At 39.3% G+C, this 21545-nt stretch carries 21 protein-coding genes and 1 pseudogene; 12 read left to right on the top strand and 10 right to left on the bottom strand.

Annotated features, from left to right (window positions below; translation table 11 throughout):
- The first annotated feature begins 3 nt into the window (after positions 1 to 3).
- Both ACTRWE_RS03045 and ACTRWE_RS03040 read left to right on the top strand, forming a co-directional pair.
- Entirely contained in the window at positions 4 to 375 is a 372-nt protein-coding gene (locus ACTRWE_RS03045; RefSeq protein WP_462879472.1) for a heavy-metal-associated domain-containing protein, read from the top strand.
- A 50-nt stretch (positions 376 to 425) separates the two neighbouring features.
- Positions 426 to 776, top strand: coding sequence for a hypothetical protein (locus ACTRWE_RS03040; protein WP_004589646.1), 351 nt, complete (start codon positions 426 to 428; stop codon positions 774 to 776).
- 216 nt (positions 777 to 992) lie between these two features.
- On the opposite strand, the gene ACTRWE_RS03035 is transcribed toward ACTRWE_RS03040, so the two are convergent.
- Together ACTRWE_RS03035 and ACTRWE_RS03030 are read right to left on the bottom strand one after the other, a co-directional pair.
- On the bottom strand, positions 993 to 1724 hold the full coding sequence (locus tag ACTRWE_RS03035) for a MauE/DoxX family redox-associated membrane protein (protein ID WP_008109669.1): 732 nt from the start codon (positions 1722 to 1724) through the stop codon (positions 993 to 995).
- Position 1725: 1 nt separating this feature from the next.
- Positions 1726 to 2247: a DUF305 domain-containing protein gene (locus ACTRWE_RS03030; protein ID WP_008109672.1), complete on the bottom strand. Its 522-nt coding sequence runs from the start codon at positions 2245 to 2247 to the stop codon at positions 1726 to 1728.
- Between the two features lie 433 nt (positions 2248 to 2680).
- Here ACTRWE_RS03030 and ACTRWE_RS03025 point away from each other — a divergent pair.
- Positions 2681 to 3043 (top strand): annotated as a pseudogene (locus tag ACTRWE_RS03025) (recombinase family protein).
- A gap of 526 nt (positions 3044 to 3569) precedes the next feature.
- Here ACTRWE_RS03025 and cadR read toward each other — a convergent pair.
- The gene (gene cadR / locus ACTRWE_RS03020; protein ID WP_041695792.1) at positions 3570 to 3959 is read right to left on the bottom strand and encodes a Cd(II)/Pb(II)-responsive transcriptional regulator; all 390 of its coding nucleotides are present in this window, start codon (positions 3957 to 3959) and stop codon (positions 3570 to 3572) included.
- Between the two features lie 79 nt (positions 3960 to 4038).
- Between cadR and ACTRWE_RS03015 the strand changes: the two genes are divergently transcribed.
- Both ACTRWE_RS03015 and ACTRWE_RS03010 read left to right on the top strand, forming a co-directional pair.
- Positions 4039 to 4770 carry a transglutaminase-like domain-containing protein gene (locus ACTRWE_RS03015; protein WP_008464145.1) on the top strand — a complete coding sequence of 244 codons (732 nt, stop codon included), beginning with the start codon at positions 4039 to 4041 and terminating at the stop codon, positions 4768 to 4770.
- A complete protein-coding gene (locus ACTRWE_RS03010; RefSeq protein WP_008464143.1) occupies positions 4757 to 5644 on the top strand; it encodes a cation diffusion facilitator family transporter in 888 nt (295 codons plus the stop codon). The genes ACTRWE_RS03015 and ACTRWE_RS03010 overlap by 14 nt, the downstream gene beginning before the upstream one ends.
- Positions 5645 to 5742: 98 nt before the next feature.
- Here the strand turns inward: ACTRWE_RS03010 and ACTRWE_RS03005 are convergent, their stop codons facing one another.
- The 4 genes from ACTRWE_RS03005 to ACTRWE_RS02990 form a co-directional block, all read right to left on the bottom strand.
- Complete coding sequence (locus tag ACTRWE_RS03005) at positions 5743 to 8856, bottom strand: efflux RND transporter permease subunit (RefSeq protein ID WP_013465884.1); 3114 nt, start codon at positions 8854 to 8856, stop codon at positions 5743 to 5745.
- Between the two features lie 10 nt (positions 8857 to 8866).
- Positions 8867 to 9763, bottom strand: a complete 897-nt coding sequence (locus ACTRWE_RS03000) for an efflux RND transporter periplasmic adaptor subunit (RefSeq protein WP_008109684.1) — start codon at positions 9761 to 9763, stop codon at positions 8867 to 8869.
- 70 nt (positions 9764 to 9833) lie between these two features.
- The gene (locus tag ACTRWE_RS02995; RefSeq protein ID WP_462879471.1) at positions 9834 to 11126 is read right to left on the bottom strand and encodes a TolC family protein; all 1293 of its coding nucleotides are present in this window, start codon (positions 11124 to 11126) and stop codon (positions 9834 to 9836) included.
- Between the two features lie 452 nt (positions 11127 to 11578).
- Positions 11579 to 12478 carry a cation efflux transmembrane domain-containing protein gene (locus tag ACTRWE_RS02990; RefSeq protein ID WP_013465880.1) on the bottom strand — a complete coding sequence of 300 codons (900 nt, stop codon included), beginning with the start codon at positions 12476 to 12478 and terminating at the stop codon, positions 11579 to 11581.
- A gap of 509 nt (positions 12479 to 12987) precedes the next feature.
- Between ACTRWE_RS02990 and ACTRWE_RS02985 the strand changes: the two genes are divergently transcribed.
- Genes ACTRWE_RS02985 through ACTRWE_RS02960 form a run of 6 tightly spaced genes read left to right on the top strand, consistent with a single transcriptional unit; the run spans position 12988 to position 18547 of the window.
- Positions 12988 to 13233: a helix-turn-helix domain-containing protein gene (locus ACTRWE_RS02985; protein WP_016899212.1), complete on the top strand. Its 246-nt coding sequence runs from the start codon at positions 12988 to 12990 to the stop codon at positions 13231 to 13233.
- A gap of 18 nt (positions 13234 to 13251) precedes the next feature.
- Positions 13252 to 15012 carry a KAP family P-loop NTPase fold protein gene (locus ACTRWE_RS02980; protein ID WP_024596196.1) on the top strand — a complete coding sequence of 587 codons (1761 nt, stop codon included), beginning with the start codon at positions 13252 to 13254 and terminating at the stop codon, positions 15010 to 15012.
- Between the two features lies 1 nt (position 15013).
- Positions 15014 to 15901: a hypothetical protein gene (locus tag ACTRWE_RS02975; protein ID WP_008109702.1), complete on the top strand. Its 888-nt coding sequence runs from the start codon at positions 15014 to 15016 to the stop codon at positions 15899 to 15901.
- Positions 15894 to 17228 carry a Qat anti-phage system QueC-like protein QatC gene (gene qatC, locus ACTRWE_RS02970; RefSeq protein ID WP_008109704.1) on the top strand — a complete coding sequence of 445 codons (1335 nt, stop codon included), beginning with the start codon at positions 15894 to 15896 and terminating at the stop codon, positions 17226 to 17228. The genes ACTRWE_RS02975 and qatC overlap by 8 nt, the downstream gene beginning before the upstream one ends.
- Positions 17225 to 17956 carry a Qat anti-phage system TatD family nuclease QatD gene (gene qatD, locus ACTRWE_RS02965; protein WP_128583154.1) on the top strand — a complete coding sequence of 244 codons (732 nt, stop codon included), beginning with the start codon at positions 17225 to 17227 and terminating at the stop codon, positions 17954 to 17956. Before qatC ends, qatD begins: the two co-directional genes overlap by 4 nt.
- A gap of 51 nt (positions 17957 to 18007) precedes the next feature.
- Entirely contained in the window at positions 18008 to 18547 is a 540-nt protein-coding gene (locus ACTRWE_RS02960; protein ID WP_008109708.1) for a manganese efflux pump MntP, read from the top strand.
- 22 nt (positions 18548 to 18569) lie between these two features.
- Here the strand turns inward: ACTRWE_RS02960 and ACTRWE_RS02955 are convergent, their stop codons facing one another.
- From ACTRWE_RS02955 to ACTRWE_RS02945, 3 genes are read right to left on the bottom strand one after another with little or no spacing between them, the layout of a single operon-like run.
- Entirely contained in the window at positions 18570 to 18788 is a 219-nt protein-coding gene (locus ACTRWE_RS02955) for a GDCCVxC domain-containing (seleno)protein (protein ID WP_008109710.1), read from the bottom strand.
- On the bottom strand, positions 18776 to 19165 hold the full coding sequence (gene merC / locus ACTRWE_RS02950) for an organomercurial transporter MerC (protein ID WP_008109712.1): 390 nt from the start codon (positions 19163 to 19165) through the stop codon (positions 18776 to 18778). Before merC ends, ACTRWE_RS02955 begins: the two co-directional genes overlap by 13 nt.
- Before the next feature lie 60 nt (positions 19166 to 19225).
- Complete coding sequence (locus ACTRWE_RS02945) at positions 19226 to 19603, bottom strand: MerR family transcriptional regulator (protein WP_008464133.1); 378 nt, start codon at positions 19601 to 19603, stop codon at positions 19226 to 19228.
- Between the two features lie 364 nt (positions 19604 to 19967).
- Between ACTRWE_RS02945 and ACTRWE_RS02940 the strand changes: the two genes are divergently transcribed.
- Positions 19968 to 21488, top strand: a complete 1521-nt coding sequence (locus ACTRWE_RS02940) for an ISNCY family transposase (protein ID WP_290208166.1) — start codon at positions 19968 to 19970, stop codon at positions 21486 to 21488.
- Positions 21489 to 21545: the final 57 nt, after the last annotated feature.

Raw genomic sequence — 21545 nt, 5'->3', positions numbered from 1 at the left:
ATTATGAGCGATTTAAATCATAGAGTTGGCGTTAAAGAGCAAAATTTAGTTGTTCGAAACCTAAAGCTTAGCAATGTCACAGAAGAAAGCTGTGACGAGTTAGTAAAAGAAATAGATCAGCTTTTTGGTATAGATGAAGTTAGTTACAACATCAAAGAAGGTGAAATACACCTTGCCTATGATGCCGCAAACGTAAGCCTTGATGGGATTGAGGAGGTAATCCGTAAGTATGGCGCAGATGTTCATAATGATTGGTGGACACATACTAAAGAAAGTTACTATAAATTTGTTGATCAGAACATCAAAGATAACTCTGTTCATAAGCCTTGGAGTTGTCATCAAGCACCTTCGGGGGCTGGCCGGAAAAACAAATGAATTCATAAAAAAGTGTATAGATAATTAGTTAGTCAAATGAGGTAACAGTGATGAAAACACCCTATATAAAAGCTCTTTTATTGCTTACATTCGGTTTATATTTAGTGGGTTGTTCCAATACCACTTTTTATCATAAATACATGATGAGAGGTCAGGTAGTAGAAAGTTCTGATAATCGAACTCTAATCTGTATTGGTGCTAAGCATGGCGCAGAGGTTGGGCAAAAATACAGTGTTATTAGATTCCATGAAAGAATAGTATTGAGTGAAGGTGAAGATCCCTACACTATCGAAAAGGTAGGAACGGTACAAATTACTAAAATTGTGAATGATCATTTCGCAACTGTAAAGCTAGTGTCTGGTGACATTGCAGCGAAAGATATGGTGGAACTTGAAAACTAATAAAGTGGTGGCGAAAGCCACCACAAGAGCATAACAATAAAACTTAATGAAAAAACTTTAGTGTTATTTTGTACAACCTTTGAGATTGTTTGCTCAGTTCTGGTTATCTTGATGCCAGTACGACAGAAAAAATGTTACATATGAATTAGAAAGGTGTGGGCTGGCATCCTAGGTCTAATCTTAACAGTTAAGGGGCCGCCGAATAGAGCTATACCTTTACATCAGCAGCATAATCAATGCTCCCGCGATCATAAATAAGTTTTCAGATAGCGATACAAATCCAAGTGGCACACTGCTATCGCCGCCTACACAGGCACACTTTAACTGGCGTTTGTCGATGTAAACGGCTTTGAAAACTGAAATTGCTCCAACTGTGCCGATAAACAATGAAAATGGTGCCACTGCGAGAGGCTGTAGTTGGGCAACCATACCAATACCTGCATATGCTTCAATGAAGGGATAAATATAACCATATCTTATCCATCTCATCGCTAGTAAATCATAAGTAATAAACGAATTTGTGAAACTGTATAGGTCTTTCAGTTTTTGCACCGCTAAGAGCGTCATTGAAAAAGCTATAAATAGCATCAGTGTTCTGATGGAGATAAATGAGCCGGAAGCAAAATGTTGAGATGCGACAGCAAGAAGTGCAGCTATCGAGAAAATGGCTACAACGGGCGTGTAGGTTGTGCCAGTTTGACCTGCTTCATCTTTACCAAAATACTCTCTTAAGTCATCGTATCCTCCGACACGCTTTCCTTCAATAAAGGTTTGTGGCGTAGTTTTGACATCATGCTTAGCTTTGAAGTCATCAGCTTGTTGTCTTGACGTGAGCTTATGATCTTCTACATCATACCCTTGCCTCTCCAGCAAATCTTTCGACCTTAAACCATAGGGGCAGATATGTTCGTCAGTGACCATTCTGTACAGGGTAGCTGTCTTAGTCATCTTAGTCTCCTTTGTTCAGTGTGCCTTCAAACTTTGGGAGCGGTCGTTGCTCAGCCTGAGCTTGTGAGCTGACCTTTCCATTTTCAGAAATATCTTTAATCAGCCATTCCATTTCTTTTATTTCTTTTCGTTGGGCTTTAATAATACCATTTGCCAATTCACGCACGCGTACATCCTCCAAAGTTGAATGCTCACTAGTAAGAATAGCAATGGAGTGATGAGGAATCATCGCTTTCATGTAAGCAGTGTCAGAAATTGTGCTTTGAGAGCGAACAAGATAAAGACATATGGCAAACAGTATTGTCGCCAATAGAAAAATAGCCATGTTGAGCTTCTTGTTACTGTACATGCCAAGCATAAAGGCCAGCATGATCATTGCCATACCTGCTCCCATATACAACGCCATATAGATACGCGTTTCACTAAACCATATATGTGATACTGCGTAAGTGTTGAGATACATCATGACAAACATAGCAATGGTTGAGGTGATGATCATTGCAGCAAATCTTGAGTATTTCATAAGTAATCCTTACATTGATAGTGTAAATATTTCCCACTGTTAGCCTATTATTCTCTACATGTGGTCATGTTCTCGAAAAAGTGCAAGTAATGAGCCAGTATCAATAAGAGTATTTGTAATACGATTGACTCAATTTCAGCTTATATCTAAAGTTTAAGTTTTGAACTTATGATAGACACAGGCTAAATTGGCTTTAGTTAACAATCTAATGGGAGAACTCAAAGCACTACAAGCTGAGCTTCAACAAATGGCAAGCTCGTGTACAAGTGAAGCGTGTGAAATAATTAAGTCACTTTATAGTTAGAATTGTCATTCATTTTCTATCCGTAGTGTACGAATTTCTATTTTTTATTACGTTCATGTACGAAATTTATTTAATATACTTTCGTTCATTTAATTGTTAAGGTGTGCGAAAGTTACAGGTTTCGTATATATGAAAGTTGGTTTTGCAAGAGTTTCAACTAAAGAACAAGATTTAAATGTTCAACTGTCCAAGTTGGACGCTCAGGGCTGTGAAAAAATATTCCAAGGCAAACAGTCTGGTGCTTCGATTCGAAATGAAGAAAAGCTTTAGGAACTCATCGACTTTATCAGGGAAGGTGATGAAGTTATTGTTACTCGCCTCGACCGTTTGGGACGGTCGTTAAAATCTATTCTTGAGGCAATTGAAAGCATCCATAAGAAAGGTGCTTGTTTGAATATTATCGACGGCTCTCTCAATACCAAAAATGATAATCCGTTTGCCACTGCCATGATCAACCTATGTGGAGTATTTGTGACTGTGCATAATGATTGAGATTGATCTCATTTTAGACTGAAAGGTTTTAAAGGGATGCCGCCAATCTCTCTTTTTATGAAAGTATGATTTTTTAATCATAATATCTGAGACTCAATCAGTTATATTACGATAATTTGATGCTATTTGCTAACGGCAGCTCCTCCGACATTGCGAACATTAGCATCAATGAATACCTTATGACTTCACTTAGCCAAAAGCGGAAGTTAGCTTTTGAGTTATTAACGAAAATTCAGAGTGTAAAGCAGACGTTGAAGAGTCAATAATAAACTTCAATTTAAACACTCTAGTGCATTAACGGCTGCAACTAATTTTGTCGTTCTAGAATTGGCGGAATTTTGCTGTTCCATATGAGAAGTAAACACACCAGTCACCATTCAATAGTTTGGCAAAACCTTGTGTGACTCATACTTGTGATACCGCTGACATGAATTTGTCAGCATTTCTTCCGTTTTTATCTGTCCACATTTAGGACATGCAATAGTCGATTAATGTTCTATATTCTGCCCGTATGCCTCTAACAGAGTTAACTATCTAGTGACTTAATGATCCCGCATGCTTCAATAGTATTGTTCGAACCACAAGCACTAGCCATCTGTTGTAATTCAGCTTTAAGCGCCCTTAATTCTTTCATGCGTTTATTCACTAGTGCAAGTTGCTGATCAATTAATGCATTAACGCTAGAGCAGCTTTCTTCTGGCTTATTTTTTAATTCGATAAGACGTTTAATATCATTGAGTGATATATCTAGGCTGCGACAATGTTTTACGAACTCCAATTGTTTAAGTCCTTTACTATCATACAGCCTGAAATTACCTTCTGAACGGTTTGGATTTAACAGTAATCCTTCTCTTTCATAATATCTAATTGTTTGTATAGAACAGCCCGATTTTTTAGACAATTCGCCTATTTTCATCAATTTCCCCCAGACATTTGATTCTATAGTTACTATAGAGTCTGTAGTATAAGTATGCAACGAAAAGGATATATAAAAAATGACCGAGAAATATTTAAACAATACGAATATCGTTAATTTTGAACACAAAGATATCCAATCCCTGATCGATCAGCGAGGATGGCAAAGCTTAGACGATTTCAACAAAATTGGAGCAGCATACCAATTTGTGAAAGATGAAATAATGTTTGGCTATAACAAGAGTGATGATATAGCAGCAAGCGATGTACTAGCAGATGGTTATGGGCAATGTAATACTAAGGGTAATCTGTTAATGGCGCTATTGCGTGGACTAGGTATCCAGTGTCGTTTCCATGGTTTTACCATTGATCAGCAATTACAAAAAGGGGCTATACCTAGCTATGTATTTTGGTTAGCACCTAAATACATCATTCATAGTTGGGTAGAAGTTTATTTCGATGGACGCTGGATAAACTTAGAGGGCTTTATATTGGATGAGCAATACTTAAGCTCACTACAGCAGAAATTTAGCCAAGCAAAAGATGACTTTTGTGTCTATGGTGTTGCAACAAAGTGTTTCTCTTCACCAAACACAAATTGGTGCGGCCAAGATACCTATATTCAAAAAGAAGGTATTCATGACGACTTTGGGCTTTATGATTCCCCTGATGAGTTTTATCTTGAAAAGGGTACTAATTTGTCGGGAGTAAAACGTTGGATGTATCAAGGTGTGATTCGCCATTTGATTAATATGAATGTATCAAAAATTAGAAATACAAAAGCACTGGAGGTACAAAATGCACAACCATAGTCACAGTCATCAGCATTCTAAAGATGATCGTATTGGTTGGGCATTTTTTCTGAATGTGACATTTACTATTATCGAATTTATAGGTGGTTGGCTCACTAACAGTACTGCGATAATGGCAGATGCAGTTCACGATCTTGGTGATAGTCTTTCAATAGGTTTTGCGTGGATTTTAAGTCGTTTTTCAGATAAAGAAGCATCAGATAAGTTTAGTTATGGTTATCGTAGACTTACTCTCTTTGGCGCATTGATAAACAGTATTGTTTTAATCATTGGCTCAATTTGGATTTTATTTGAAGCAATTCCAAGGCTGTCCAATCCTGAAATGCCTGTAGTCGAGGGGATGTTAGGGCTAGCGATACTCGGCGTTGCCGTTAACGGATATGCGGTATTAAAATTAAAAGCGGGTGAAACATTAAATGAGAAAGTGCTGACATGGCACCTTCTTGAAGATGTACTTGGATGGGTTGCCGTTCTTATAGTCTCTATCGTACTGTTGTTCGCTGAACTGCCGATATTAGATCCCCTTTTATCAATAGGGTTCACGCTGTTCATCTTGTTTAATGTTTTCAAAAACCTGAAATCAACACTCGTTTTATTTCTTCAAGCTGCACCCGATAAAGAGACTCAAAAGCGTATTAAACTATCACTAATGGAATTTCCTGAAGTTAATGGTATCCACCACATGCACTTTTGGTCACTAGATGGTGAAAGTCACGTTTTAACAGCGCACCTTGAGCTGAGTGACAACTTTGACGTTAAAGAATTAATTAGGCTTAAACAAGAAGTTGCAGCTAAATTATCTTCCTATCATTTATCGCATACAACGATAGAGTTTGAGTTTTTAAATGAAAATTGTCGGGATGAAGCGCAGTAAGCTTTATCAATAAAATGTTGGGCATACAATATAAAAAGCAGCTTAATTAGGCATAACCTATTAATTAAGCTGCTTTTTGGGCTTTAAATTTCGTCAGATTACTGTTTGTTACTCTCAGAGCCATGCGCCCATTGATATAAAACAGGTAATACAAACAAAGTTAAAATGGTAGAAGATACAATACCGCCGATAACGACTGTTGCTAGTGGTCGTTGTACTTCTGCACCAATTCCAGTGTTTAGCGCCATTGGAATAAAACCTAAACTAGCAACCAGTGCCGTCATTAAAATAGGTCTTAAACGAATGATGGCACCTTCAATGATCGCTACGTAAAGGTCGCCTTTTTCATGCCAAAGATCTCGAATAAAAGCCAACATAACCAAGCCATTTAATACGGCGACACCTGACAATGCTATGAAGCCGACACCTGCCGAAATTGATAAGGGCATGTCTCTTAAATAAAGTGAAAATACGCCCCCAGTTAATGCTAAAGGCACGCCACTGAAAATGATTAATGCATCTTTTAATGAACCAAATGCGATAACCAAAATACCTAAGATTACAACTAATGTGATCGGTACAACTAAGCTTAATCTTTTACTCGCTGACTCTAGTTGTTCAAACGTTCCACCATAATCAAGCCAGTATCCTGCTGGGATTTCTCCTTCCTGATTAATTTTAGCTTTCACTTCTTTTACAAAGCCGCCTAAATCTCTGCCACGAACATTGACGGTAACCACAACTCTTCTTTTTCCGTTCTCACGGCTAATTTGAGCAGGTAAAGACTCTGATTTAAGCTCTGCAACTTCTTCAAGTGGCACATAGTTACCACCCTCAAGTGGAAGCGGCAGGTGCTTCAAGCTATCGATATCTGTTCTTGTTTGCTCTGGTAGGCGAACAACTAACTCAAATCGTCTGTCTCCTTCATAAATGATCCCCGCAGATTCTCCACCAATTGCAGTAGCAACCCAGTCTTGCAGTTCTGAAACGCTCAAACCGTATCGACCAAGCGCTTCTCGTTTAGGAATTACTGATAAAGATGGAACACCTGTGACCTGTTCCATTCGGGCATCAGCAGCACCGTCCACGGTTTTCACAATATTTAGAATATCTTTTGCGGTAAGTAATAATCGATCTAAGTCATCACCAAATATTTTGATGCCGACATCAGCTCTAACGCCAGAAATCAATTCATTGAAACGCATTTGAATAGGCTGAGTGAATTCATAGTTGTTGCCCGGAATGTTTTTCAGTACTTCTTCCATTTCTTCAACTAATTCACTCTTTGGCTTTGAAGGTTCGGCCCATTCTTTACGTGGTTTTAAAATAACAAAGATATCAGCAATACTCGGTGGCATTGGATCAGTTGCTACTTCTGATGTGCCGATGCGCGAGAATACTTTATCAACTTCAGGAAACGCTTTAATACGTTGCTCAAGTACTTCTTGCATTTCTACTGATTGCTCTAGGCCGGTAGAAGGTATTCTTAGCGCTTGGACTGTTATATCCCCTTCATTTAGCTGTGGAACAAATTCACTACCCAGCGTTGTTGCTAACCAAAGGCTATACCCCATTAACAGCGTTGAGAATGAAACAATAACCCAACGAAATTTCAACGCCATTTTTAACAATGGTTCATAAATAGACTTGGTTGAACGAATAACTACACTTTCTTTTTCGCTGATTTTACCTTTCATAAACACAGCTACAGCAGCAGGAACCAGTGTAACTGAAAGGATCATTGCGGAAATTAACGCCATAACGACAGTTGCCGCCATAGGGTGGAACATTTTCCCTTCAACGCCAGTTAGCGTGAAAATGGGGATGTAAACAACAGTGATAATTGCCACACCAAACAAGCTTGGACGTATCACTTCTGAAGTGGCTTCAAAAACGGTATTTAGGCGTTCTCTTAAGTCTTGCCTATGACCGTTGTGTTGGGCCTGTGCTAACCTACGGACAGAGTTTTCAACGATGATTACAGCCCCGTCCACTATCAAGCCAAAGTCCAATGCGCCGAGACTCATTAAATTGGCAGATACTCCTGCTTGCGCCATACCTGTGATTGTCATTAACATGGAAATAGGGATAACAGCAGCGGTAATGAGAGCTGCACGTAAATTTCCAAGTAGAATAAATAACACAACAATAACTAAAAGCGCACCTTCAACGAGGTTTTTGGTAACGGTTGCAATCGCTTTATCTACTAACGTTGTTCTGTCGTAAACAGGCTCTGCGGTAATGCCCTTTGGCAGAGATTTTTGTATTTCGCTGAGCTTATGTTCCACTTCTAAAGCAACGGTGCGAGAATTCTCACCAATCAGCATCATGGTTGTACCAAGCACTGTCTCAATGCCATTACGAGTAGCAGCCCCTGTTCTAAGTTCTTTGCCTATAGCAACATTGGCAACATCACTTATTTTTACAGGAATACCATCGTTCTTTTTGATGATGACATTGAGGATCTCATCTATTGTCGCTAGTTGCCCAATGGAGCGTACTAAAACTTGCTGTCCGTTTTGTTCGATATAACCTGCGCCACGGTTGTCATTGTTTTTACGTAATGCATCAGATATTTCTTCAAAGGTTACCTGATGAAAAAGTAATTTTTCGGGTTTAGGCGTTATGTGATATTGCTTGTTGTAGCCGCCGATACTGTTGACCTCAATGACGCCTTTAACTTGAGCCAATTGCGGTTTAATGATCCAGTCTTGTATTTCTCTTAAGGCAATAGCGGTATAAGGCTCTCCATTAGGCATTTTAGCGTCAGGAGAAGCTTGTACGGTATACATAAATATTTCGCCAAGCCCTGTCGAAATAGGACCCATTTCTGGCTCTAAGCCAGAGGGAATAACGCCTTTTATCGCAGCTAATCTTGCATTGATTAAGTTGCGAGCAAAATAAATATCGGTTCCCTCTTCAAAGATAACGGTTACTTGAGATAATCCATATCTTGACAGGGAGCGGGTGTGAGACAGCTTTGGCAATCCGGCTAAGGCGGTTTCTACAGGAAAGGTCACCCTTTGTTCCGCTTCCAAAGGTGAATAACCGGGGGCAGAAGTGTTTATTTGTACCTGCACGTTTGTTATATCTGGAACAGCATCAATGGGAAGTTTTTGATAACTCCACATGCCAACGCCGATGATTACCATCAGCAGACTTAATACTAAATAGCGTCTATTTATTGCAAGACGCAAAATTGATTCAATCATATTGCGTCTCCTAATCGTCGTCTTCTACTTCAGATTTCAAAATATCCGCTTTTATCAGATAACTGTTTTTGTTTACATATTCAGCGTCTTTACTGAGGCCATCAATGACCTCGATATAGTTTTTGTCTGAACGTCCGAGCACAAGTGGCGCAAACTCGTACTCTTCATCTTCTTTTACAAAGACACCAAATTGTCCTCCCAGTTCTTGTATCGCAACTTTCTCGACGGCTAAATCCACCTCAAATCGGTTTATCTTTACGCTGCCCATTAATAATTGGCCTGAGGTTAGGTTTAGCTCAGTGTTATTTAAACGTACACGTGCTAAAACATAAGACTGATCTTTAGCTGGAATTATATTGGTGATGGTTGAGTTGAATGCCTGTTCACCATGCTCAATATCAACAGGTTGACCGACTTTGATTTGATTATATTGGCTGGTAAACACCTTAAATTCAGCCCACAAGGTGTCAAAATTGACGATTTCAAACAAGCTAGTGTTTTGCGTGATACCGCCAATATTTCCATTTCGCTGTAAAACAGTCCCAGAAACAGGGGATGTTATTTTATAGGTATTTAAGCTTTCATTAGATTCAATAACGGCTAATAGATCTCCTTTTTTTACCTTATCACCAACAGTGGAGTTAATTGTCTTTATAACGCCGTTATATCTAGCGCCAACTTGAAATAATTGTTCAGCGCCTATCGTCGTAGCGCCGTATACAGGGATAGTTTGGTTCAACGTTTTTGAAGCTAAATAGGCTGTTTCAACACCAAGCCTTTTTGCCATGTTATTGTTTATTTTGCTAATGCCTTCTTCGCCTTCATGTTCATCTTCACTAGCGATAACACTTTGAATGGGTGATAGATACCCAATAAAAATCAATAGTGCGAGTAAATAGTTTTTCATTTTGAATTCCTAAACGATTCAGTTAATAACTGAATCAATAAATTGTTATTAAACTTAAAGTGATGTTTATTTAGAGTGACAGCGCTTCGTTTGTTAGTTTTTCTATCTCTGCGCCATAAATTAGGGCAGCAGATGCCGCATCAATGAGGGTTCGCCGAGCATTTAACAGCTCTTGTCTAGCCGATACATAATCAAGATATCCATATCGACCTTTTTGATAGGCGTCTTGAGTATCTTCCAGTGCATCTTCAAGCATTGGGATAACCGACTGCTTTAATGAATTAGCTGTTAATATGGCTTGTTTTCTATTGGAGTATGCTCGTAGTAAGTGATTTCTAAACCTCAACTTAGTCGCCTCTTTCTCTATGGCAACTTGGTCACGCTCTGCTAGCGCACTAGCGATTGCACCAGAATTTCGCTTTTCAGCAAACAAAGGTAAGCTAAAGCCAGCGACCAGTGCCGTATCATTGGCTTCTTGAGAGCGCCTAACACCAACAGACCATTTGATATTGGCCGTTGACTCTGTTTTAGCTAACTGTATTTCAGCCTCTTTTAGTCGCTGTTCACTTGCATAGATTTGAATAGCAGGGTTCTTCTCTAACTTCGCAAAAAGGCTGTTAAAGTCACTATCATTGCCAAACTGAAAAAGATCCCCTTGTACTTCAGAGAAGGTTACAGAGTTTTCCCCCCAGTAGGCTGCTAATGAGAGCTTCAAATATTCCAAGCGCTTTTGTTCAGATTGAAGGGTGAGGTTAGCCTGAGCAATAACTGCTTTTGAGCGTTTCACTTCAGCCTCAGGAGTAGCACCTGCGCGGTTACGCTGAGATACAATCTCTAACGTTTCTTGTGCTAAGCTCAAAGCATTTTCTGCCAATATAACTCTTTGTTGGGCTGCAAGTACTTCCACGTACTTCTCAGTGACTTGAGCCATTAAATTAAGCGCAGAGACTTCTTTCTCAGCATTGAGTAGTGCTCTTGATTTTGAAACAAGTCCAATCCGCGCTGAGCGTTTATCTCCCATTTCGATAACCGAAGATAGAGCGACTGTTAATTCAGCACTGTCGAATGCATTAAATTCACCTGAGCCTGCAAAGTTCTCAGCTTCAACTTTTAGTTCATAAGCAGGATTTAAACTTGCTGTTTGTTCTTGTCCTGTTAATGCGGTTTGTTTGAAATCAAATATTTTGAGTTCAGGATTTTGTTTAAGCGTCCACTGAATTGCCTCTTGAAGATTTAACTGCTTTTCAAAGGCATAAACATTAAATGTAAAAAGTGACAACGCGAGAAACGCGATATATTTAAGCCGAGGTGTTACACACCTCAAAATTGCTATCTTGCGATGCACACAGGTATTAAGTGCCATGTATACTTTCCTATAAATTTATATGTTTTTTTCGGTCATTAACATTTGACCTTTCATAATTTTCTATAAAATTTAGGCGTATTTAGGTGGGCGGAATGGCACCGAGATATAGCCTTTTAGCTCAGGAGAAACTAAGGCGTAGGTAAGGAAATATTCTATTGCTTGGAAAATGTTACAGGAAGAATCAGCATTTAAAAATAAGTGACAACAGCAACAAAAATTACAATTATCAATTGAAGAGTTGCTATTATTCACCTCAAGCATATTGGAGTCTTCTGGAGCTTTTAGCGGGGTAATAGACTTAGTTAGTGATGAACTAAAAGAACTTTCACTTAAGTTTATTTCAAGCTCTTCTAGCGAAAAAAACACAGACTGCACCGCGATTAAAATCATTATCACGTATGATATATTTGATTTGATATACGATGAGTGCATTATTTTCATTTCTCTGCTTAATACTTTAGCTGTAAGATGCGGCGAGCACCGTTTAAAACGACAAGAGCAATTATCAAACCAATCACTAAATCTGGATAACGACTGCTTGTTGCTGTAACTAATAAGCCAGCTAAAATTACACCAACGTTTGCGATAACGTCATTTGCGGAAAAAATCCAACTCGCTTTCATATGAGCGCCGTCTTCTTTGTTGCCAAATATCAAAAACAGACAAGCAACGTTAGCGATTAGTGCTATTCCACCAAATATCATCATTAAAGAAGAGATCGGTTCACTACCGTAAACAAAGCGTCTTACGACTTCGCTCAAAGCACCTAGCGCTAGAATAACTTGAAGCACACCAGATATATGTGCTGCTCTAAGTTTCATGCTAATACTTTTACCTACGGCATAAATAGCTAAACCATACACAGCAGCATCAGCAAACATATCTAATGAGTCTGCAATTAGGCCAGCAGACTGTGCAATAATCCCAGCAATTACTTCTATAAAAAACATGACTCCATTAATGGCTAACAACCATTTTAGGGTTGATGCTTCTTTCATCTCATTTTTTTGGGCTAAGTCTTTTGCTTTTGCAGCTTCTGTACTGCAACTTTGTTTAGTTGACTCTAACTCTGCACCGAGTTTAAGTTGTTGTAACTTTTTTGTTATCTCATCTAAATTTTCATCATGAAAAACTTTGACTAAGCGATTAGGAATATCAAACTGCAATCCAACTGAAGGCTGAATTGAGTCAAGTGCTAATCTGATCAATCTCTCTTCTGAAGGACAGTCCATTTGAGGCACTTTATATGTACTGACAAACGCGCCACTATAGTTATCTAATTGTGTATCAATTTTTACGTCTTCGTTGGTAGGAGATGATTGACACTGACCACTACATTTTTCTGACATATTTAACATTCCGAAACAATATTAAAATAAGTATAAAATCTATAGTGGCTATAGAGTCAAATAAAAAGTTATTTAATTTGAAAAGATTGGGAAGTAACTCAAATAGCTATTCCAAGAAAATAATTGTTGGGGGGTAGTGACAGCAAACACTGCTAACATTATTTGGACTGCCCGTTTTATACCGATGTTTATCAAAGATAAAAAATAGAAGAGCTATCTAGATAGAATAAATTAACCGATGATCCTAATTCCACATTAAAGTCGCGTTGGTGTGTTACTAATTGTACAGAGGATCTAAAACAAGATTTAAATTTAAAAGTAAGAGCAACGACTATATTGTTGGAACACTTGTCATGAGATACGCTAAGCCTAATGTCCGGTTTCGTATCAAAGTGAATTTTAGCTGAAGTAATTTTGTACCATCGTTTACGACTGCTTCAGGCTCAAATCTGACGAAGATTTCCTAGTACTCACCCAATCTGGCTTGATGAGAAATAATCTCAAACATTATGCGTAGCCACATATTCGCTCAACTTGAGCGGGATCTTATAAAAGCCAGAACCACAGAAGGTCGTGAAGAGGCTAAAGCTAAAGGCAAACACATGGGCAGATTGCCTGCTTTATCAGACAAACAAGCGAAAGAATTATATAAAGATAAATTAAATGGTGAATCGATCTCTGCATTAGCGAAGAAATATTCTGTTAGCCGCCCCACGGTTCACCGAATTATTGAAAGAATGGAACAAAAGAAATAATAAATAAAAGGAGACGTTATGTGGTCTGATAAAGAATCAAAAATTGATTTCTTAAATTTTAATGAAACGGCTGAGTCAATAAAAGATCTTATAACAGAAAAGGAGTTAATGCCTATTAGTATAGGCGTTTTTGGTGATTGGGGCGCTGGAAAATCGACGATTCTTGAACTTACTAAGGCTTCTCTGGAAAGTGATGAACAAGAATATATCCAAGTACATTTCGATGCATGGACTTTCCAAGGGTATGATGACGCTAAAGCGGCGTTACTAGAAACAATTGCATCTACTTTAGTTAAAAAAGCAGCAGACGATAAAAATCTCAGTGCAAAAGCAAAAGAGTTTGCTGGACGAATAGATAAGATCAGACTGATGGGATTGCTAATGGATGGTGGTGCAGCATTAGCTGGTATACCAACTATGGGTGGTATACAGAAGATCATGGGACTATTCAGTGGTGGTGACGATGGTGAACTGGATGTTGATGATGTAAAAGGTGCTGTCGATGGCGCTAAGGATGTCGCGAAGAAAAACAAAGGTTTGATCAAAGATAATAAATCATTTTCACCTCCTAAAGAAATTAAAGAATTCCGAAAAGCATATTCTGATCTGTTAAAGGAGTTTGATAAGCCACTTATTGTCTATGTCGATAATTTAGATCGCTGCTCTCCATTTAATGCTATTTCGACCCTTGAGGCGATCAGGTTATTTCTATTTTTACCCAATACTGCATTTGTTATTGCCGCCGATGAGGACATGATCCGCTTGGCAGTGCCTGAGTATCACAAAGGTGCATCTCAACGACATCAAACTGATTATTTAGACAAGCTTATTCAAATTCCTGTGCATGTACCAAGACCCGGCGTTCTGGAGATAAGGGCATATTTAATGATGCTTACTGCTCAAGATCACGGCGTTACCGATGCGCAATTAGAAACGATAAGATGTGCCCTTGAAGAGTCATTAAGGCTGTCGTGGAAACAACCACAAATTACCGTTGACGAGCTACTTCAAGATCACGAGATTGAAAAGCATTCCGAACTCAGAAGTAAATTTGTGGTTGCTGAACAGTTAGCTCCACTATTAGCTGAATCCACAAACATTAACGGCAACCCTCGCATAGTTAAGCGATTACTCAATCAGGTTAAGATGAGAAAGAAAACCGCTCATCGCAGAGGAATGCAGCTTGATGAAAAAACTATCACTAAGCTGGTAATTTTTGAGAGGTGCTTAGGCACTCAGGCTACCAACAAGCTTTATGAATTAATTGATAAGGAAAACGGATATCCAAAAGTATTAGCGGATCTTGAAAATTCAGAAGTCGAATTTGACGAAATTAATTTACCTGAAGAGTGGAAACTCGACCTAGCTTTTATTGATAAATGGTCGAAATTACCTCCCATGTTCACTGAAATGGATTTGACACCAGCGGCATATCTGAGCAGAGAAAGCATTCCAATGGGGGCTGTTAATTCGGTAATGTCTGGAGCCGCTCAAAAACTCGTAGAAGAATTAATGAAGCAAAAGGTAAGGGTCAGTGGCGTTAACTCTACTGCGATTACCACAACTCCGAAGGAAGAATACATGTCAGTCATGGATGGTTTGATTGAAAACTTTAAGTTGATTGGTGATTGGACCGAAAGACCAACAGGCATTTATGGGGCTGTGTTACTTGCCAAGCAGGATGATAAATGTAGCTTAAGTCTTCTTACATTTTTAAAAAGCTTGCCCCGCCAAAGATGGCTTAATCCAATTTTAAAAGAACTAGAGGGAACTAAGTAATATGGGTACGTCCGCATCGTCAACAGGACCAAATAATAAGAGTCCACTTATTCCATCTTGGGCAGAGCAAGGAGATCCTGTCACAATAGAACCTGCATCAGGTACTGATGGGGATGAGCAAGCTGGCTCTGATAATAATCAAGCTGATGATCAGAATGACAATAGCAATGATATTGACAATGACAAGGTTCAACAAGAAATCGGTGGTTCACCTACAGCAACACCGCCTCCAAATAGGTTTGCCAGTGCCAGAAGAGCATTTGGTAAATATGCGCAAACAGGTGGCTCAACCTCAGATCTAAGGCGTTCATTAAAAAGTTACTCTAGAAAAGGCTCTGGCGGAGGTAAAAGCACAAGCAGGAGACTATCAAGCGGCATAACTGCTGGTTCTGGATTGCTTGGTGTCATGCGTGGCGACACCGTAACGGTTAATAATCAAAGCTTATCATTAGGTGATCTAACTGGGCTATCGACTGATCAAGCAATCGACAAAATTGCTAGCCATTTAGCGCCTGATAATGCCGATTCGGATGCTGTAAGAGTTGCGTTGGATTACGCACTAGAAGAAGCACTCCCCGATACAGAAGAATTTGACCCAAACAGTTTTACTGACGAAGTTATCCAAGAAGCCATAGGCTGTTATTTAACAGACCTTATTTTTCAGGATGTGGTTGAAGGCATGGGCAGAGCTTGGTTTCATGTTGAGCCAGCAAGCAAGCATCATCAAATGGAAGTTGAATTAAGGGAACTAATAAAAGTGATTACACAAGAGCAGTTAGACAAAGTAACTAATGGCAACCCCAGTACTATTAGCAAAGAAAATATTACTAAAATTCAAGCCGATGCTATTGCTATGACGGTTGATGAATGGGAGAGCTTTAATGACTAATTTTTACTTTAACCATGACCCTGCTAACTTGCCTGACTTTTCTGATGATTGTCATCCTGTCCAAATGTTTCATACGCATCAAAATGACATCACTAAGCACAGCTTGGTGTCAAAACAACTACTACAAACAGTTCGTGATTTAGGATTGAATGTAGATGCTGATTCAATAGATCTGATAACAATTGCTACCGCCGTTACCGCTGCTGATACATTTGAATTAAGGGATAATGCAGAAAATGCATGGGCTAGAAAAATGCATTTGCATGTTCCTGTAACTGATGAGGATATGTGGAATTTTGTAGAACCTGAACTGAGTTCTTTGCTCAACTTTCTTACAGGCGATCAATGGCTGTTTACTTTTGAAAAAACAACTATGCCGATGCCGACTCCTAAAACAAGTGAGCAAGCGAAAGCAAAAGCAAAATCATTAATTGGACTCAACTCTGTTTGCCTTTTTTCTGGTGGTCTTGATAGCGCAGTTGGTGCAATTGATATTTTGAACGGAGAATCAGATTTAAAGCCTCTCTTGGTTAGTCACGCTTATCGTGGTGATGGCGCTAAGCAAGAAGACATTAAGCAATTATTATCCCCGCCATTCGGCGAATTGTCCTATTCAATGTCTCCCCATATTATTAAGCACTTAGAAGGTAAAACTGACATTAGTATGAGGGGAAGAAGCTTTAACTTCCTAGCTATGGCGGTACTTGGTATATCAGCCTTAAGAAATGCTAATTGCGATAGCAGTATTGAAACTATTGTCGTCCCAGAGAATGGCTATATTTCTATAAATCCGCCGCTTACCAGAAGACGGATTGGTAGCCATAGCACTAGAACTACTCATCCTAATTTTCTAAGCAGGCTTGAATCTTTGCTTAGAGACACTGGGTTTCATGTCAAATTTGTAAACCCCTATCAATTCAAAACTAAAGGTGAAATGTTAGCGGAATGTGTTGATCAAGACGCAATTAGAAAAGCAGTTCCCCTAAGTGTTTCATGCAGTCATTGGCACAGAGAACATAAACAGTGTGGGCATTGTGTACCTTGCCTTATTCGAAGAGCGTCAGTTTTTCATGCTGGTTTTACACAAGATGCGCCATACAAGACAAAGCGGTTGAGAGATCTTATCAAAGAAAAAGATACTCGCGATGATCTCCAAGCGGTTCAAACTGCCATTATTAGATTGAAACAATCCGATAACTATCGTTCTTGGCTTCGAAGTTCAGGGCCAATACCACAAGAAAAAGATATACGAGAAAAATTAGAATCAACTATTAAGCGAGGATTGGCAGAGGTTGAATTATTTCTCCAAGCGGATAAATCGTCATGATGGATCTTCATTGCCACGTTGATTTATATCCAGATCATCAAGAGGTATTGAACGACATAAAAAGCAGTAATTATTACGTGCTATCAGTAACTACGGTGCCTTCAGCTTTTGAAGGTACTGTCCAGTTAACAAGTGGCATAAAACACTGTAAGACGGCCTTGGGGCTTCACCCTCAACTTGCTCATCTAAGAAAAAATGAATTAGCACTATTCGATAAGCTAGTTGATAGAACTAGATATATTGGAGAAATTGGACTGGATGGCTCAAAAGGTTACGCTGATTACTTTGATGATCAATTAGAGGTTTTCACGCATATTCTAAAAAAATGTGAAGGCTTTGATGACAAAATACTAACTATCCATAGTCTTAACGCGACTGGTGAAGTTCTTGAACAACTTAAGTTACATCCCAATGCTGGTACTTCTATTCTTCATTGGTTTTTAGGTACTAAGAAGCAAGTTCTAGAAGCCGTCGAGCTAGGCTGTTTCTTCTCTATTGGGCCAGCCATGCTAACTTCAGCCAGAGCTAAAAAAGTAATATCGTGGATACCTCAAGATAGAGTTCTACTCGAAACTGATGGACCTTTCGCCAAAGTGGCGGGGAATATTCTGTTTCCTTCAAGTGTTGGCACTGTTACTGAATATCTGGCTGAAATTTGGTGTAAAAATAAGGCTTTGATAATAGAAAAATTGTCAGTAAATCTTAGGTGTTTAACATCAATCAAGTAACTAATTATACGTCACGTAATCTTATAACAATTTTATTCAGGTTTAATCGGTTTGTTTGAAGTATTTGTATTAGCTATAGCACTCAGTATGGACGCGTTTGCAGTATCCATAGGCTTAGGTTCTAAAAAAGTAGTAAATGCTGAAAAGCTCTTTATTAAAGCCGCTGCTTATTTTGGTTTTTTCCAAGGCTTTATGCCTCTTTTAGGCTATTACAGCGGTAAAGGTTTATCATCTTGGATTGAAGATTATGCACCTTGGATAGCTTTTATTTTGCTAGTATTTATCGGTGGCAAAATGATTTATGAGTCCCAATCTGAAGGAATTGAAGAAGATATTGCTAATGTTACTCATCGTGTGCTATTTGTTCTTGCTATTGCCACCAGTATTGATGCAATGGCGGCAGGTTATGCAATCACATTGCTTGAGGTAGATATAGCCGTAGCTTGCTTGATAATAGGCGTCACGACGTTTGCCTTTAGCTGGATTGGTGTGAATATCGGCGAAAGAAGTGGCGTATGGCTGGAATCTAAAGCTGAACTATTTGGTGGTTTAGTGTTAATCGCAATCGCATTTAAGATATTACTTGGTTGACACAGAACCACCGAATACTAGGCTACTTACCTGAGCAACATGCATTGCCTTCTTGAATAGGAGGACACTTAACTGTTCCATAAGAGCAATAAACGCAACAATCACCTTTTAACGGTTTAAGTAGTGCTTTACAGCTTTCGCATTCGTAATACCATTGGCAAGCGTTTGTAGGCATGGTTTCAACTTTGCTAAATCCACATTCAGGGCAAGTGATTTTAGATTCTAGTTCTATACCTTGCATACTGGTTCCTTAATGGGCTTAACAATATCTAAAATAGACATTACGACCATCCAAATGATCCCAAAGTAAAATAAGTAAGTGCTCCAGTCGTATTGCCATAAAGGATAAAGGGTCAGCAATACTGCAATTGGGCCAATGACACTTAAAACGCCTCTCAATGAATCTCGATGTTGATACCAATTATAGAAATTAACTAACAACGCTAGTGAAGCAAATAATGGCAATAAGGTGTTCACCGCTATCCCTTCAAAATGTGAAAGAAAACCTAACCCAAGAGCAGATGCCAATGAGCCGAGTGCAGGAAAACATGCTGTGCAGCTAAGGGCGGCTAGCCAAACGCCACCAGAACCTACTTTATCTAGAATTTTATTGATCATAACTATCTACCTCAATTTTTAAGGTAGTATAAACTCCGTACATAAGTACGGGGTCAATAGCTATTTAAGTGAATTTATTACCGGGCAGGATTGAGGGTCTTGATTGGCCTTGCAAGAATCTGTCATATCTTGAATTACTTTCTCTAATCGCTGTAAATCAGCAATTTTATTACGAATGAGATTAAGTTTTTGCAACCCCATCGACTCAATATCAGCGCAACTGTCACTTAGTGACATAAGCGATTCAATTTCTTTCAGCGTAAACCCTAATGCTTTAGCTTTCAGAATAAATTTGAGTTGACTGGTAAGGGCATCGCCATACATTCTGTAACCAGACTCTGGTTTTAAAGGTTGCTCTATCAGACCTTGGCGCTCATAGAAACGGATTGTTTCAACATTGATATCTAAATCTTTTGCCAGTTTTCCAATGGTTCTCATAAACATACTCTTTAGAAGCAGAAATATCATTATACAATTAATGCGGATTGCCTAAACTCAATTTTATTGCATGAACGGGGTCGCTAAGCGTCCTCTTTGTAGAATTAAGTTCACATATCCAGATCACTCTGACCGTCTCTTGTTCGCTCTTGCTGCCTGTCAGGTGAAGTCTAAGCCTAATCAACAAAACTGTAAGTTGAGATATGAGCTACTACATCTAATCTTGTTAACACCAAGCGACTTTGTCGTATCTTAATTACCAAGCGATTCTGTCGTAATCGCTAATTACCAAGGGAATTTGTCGGTCACTTTTTTACGTGTCTGTTAGTGTTTTGTTTTTGGAATACTAGAAGGCATGTTGAGGATGATTGTGATGGATTCTAAAGCTCAACTCACCGTTGACATCATAGCTAAAGTGGTTGAAGGCAGGATAACAATTGCCAATGCTGCTAAGTTACTCAGTAAGTCTCGACGCACTATTGAACGCTACGTAAAGCAATATCAGCAAGTTGGTATTCAATTCGCTGTTCATGGTAACAGTGGCAAAGCCCCACCCAACAAAACGCCGGTATCAATAAAAAAAGTGGTTCAAAAATTGATTCAGGAAAAATATTACGATTTGAATCTGTTGCACTTGGCTGAACAATTAGCTACGAATGAGAACATTGTTATTAAGCGTGAAACCCTACGCGGTTGGGCACATGATATTCATCACGTTAAACGAGCCAAACGAAGACGTAGCAATGTTCGAAAGCGCAGAGAGCGGATGGAAGCACCGGGTCTAATGATGCAAATGGATGGCAGTCCACATCGCTGGTTTGGGGATAAAAAGCACTGTTTAATTGCCATGATTGATGATGCGACCAGTGAAGTATATGCTGAGTTCTTCCCGTCAGAGACCACCGTTGGATGCCTGAAAGTCATGAGAGAATGTATCGAAACGAAAGGTGTGTTTAAAACGCTTTATGTGGACAGAGCCGGTATCTTCGGCGGCCCTAAACGCTGCAACTTCTCACAGATGCAGAGGGCTTGTGAGGAGCTGGGCATTGAAATCATCTTTGCCAATTCACCCCAAGGCAAAGGCCGTATTGAGCGAGCATTCGATACCTTCCAAGACCGTCTTGTTCCCGAGCTTAGGTTGAACAATATTAACGATATTGCCGCTGCCAATGCCTACCTTAAGCATGTCTTCATTCCGCAGTTCTGGCAGTCGAAAGTTCAAGTGAAATCAAAGCAAGTACCTGAATTTACGCCTCTGTCGAAACACATCAACCTTGATGATATCTGCGTCATTAAAGACCATCGTAAAATACGTAACGACCATACCTTCAGTTATGGCAACAAGTTCTACCTAATAGATTCACCGCTCAAGCACTCCATTGCCAATCAGAAAATCGAGATAAGGAACACGAGTAAAAAAGGGTTTACCGCTCACTTCGCTGGTCGCAAACTCAAGATCTCGGAAGTTAATGAACCAAGCAAACTGGCATCAGAAGACTTGGCAGTACAGAAGAAACTTGAAGTATTAGCGTTAATCGAAAAACTCGGAAGCGTCAGCGCTGCATCACGCCAAAGTGGCGTATCACGAGACACTATTCATCGGCACTTAAGACTGGTTAAGCAAGGTGGCCCTGAAGCATTAAAACGCCAAGAAACACCTAATCTACGGCACAAAAACTGTGTGGATAAGGCGATAGAAGACGCCGTTGTGCAATTCTCAATTGAACACCCTCACCTTGGTCAGCAGAAAGTCGCGATAAAGCTCAGTGAAGCCCTAGGTGTTGATATTAGCGCGGGCGGTGTGCGCAGCATGTGGCTAAGAAACAATATGAATACCACCGCATTGCGAGTCGAAAAATCTAATGCTCTGGCTGAATCGGCATAAAAGGTAGCCAGTTTAGCAACTGGCTGATATGCTATTTACGACAAAGTCGCTCGGTAA

The sequence above is a fragment of the Pseudoalteromonas sp. G5_S1_54_S4 genome (genome assembly GCF_054968565.1).
The sequence above is the reverse complement of the archived record's forward strand: the minus strand, read 5'-3'. Positions and strand labels throughout refer to the sequence as shown.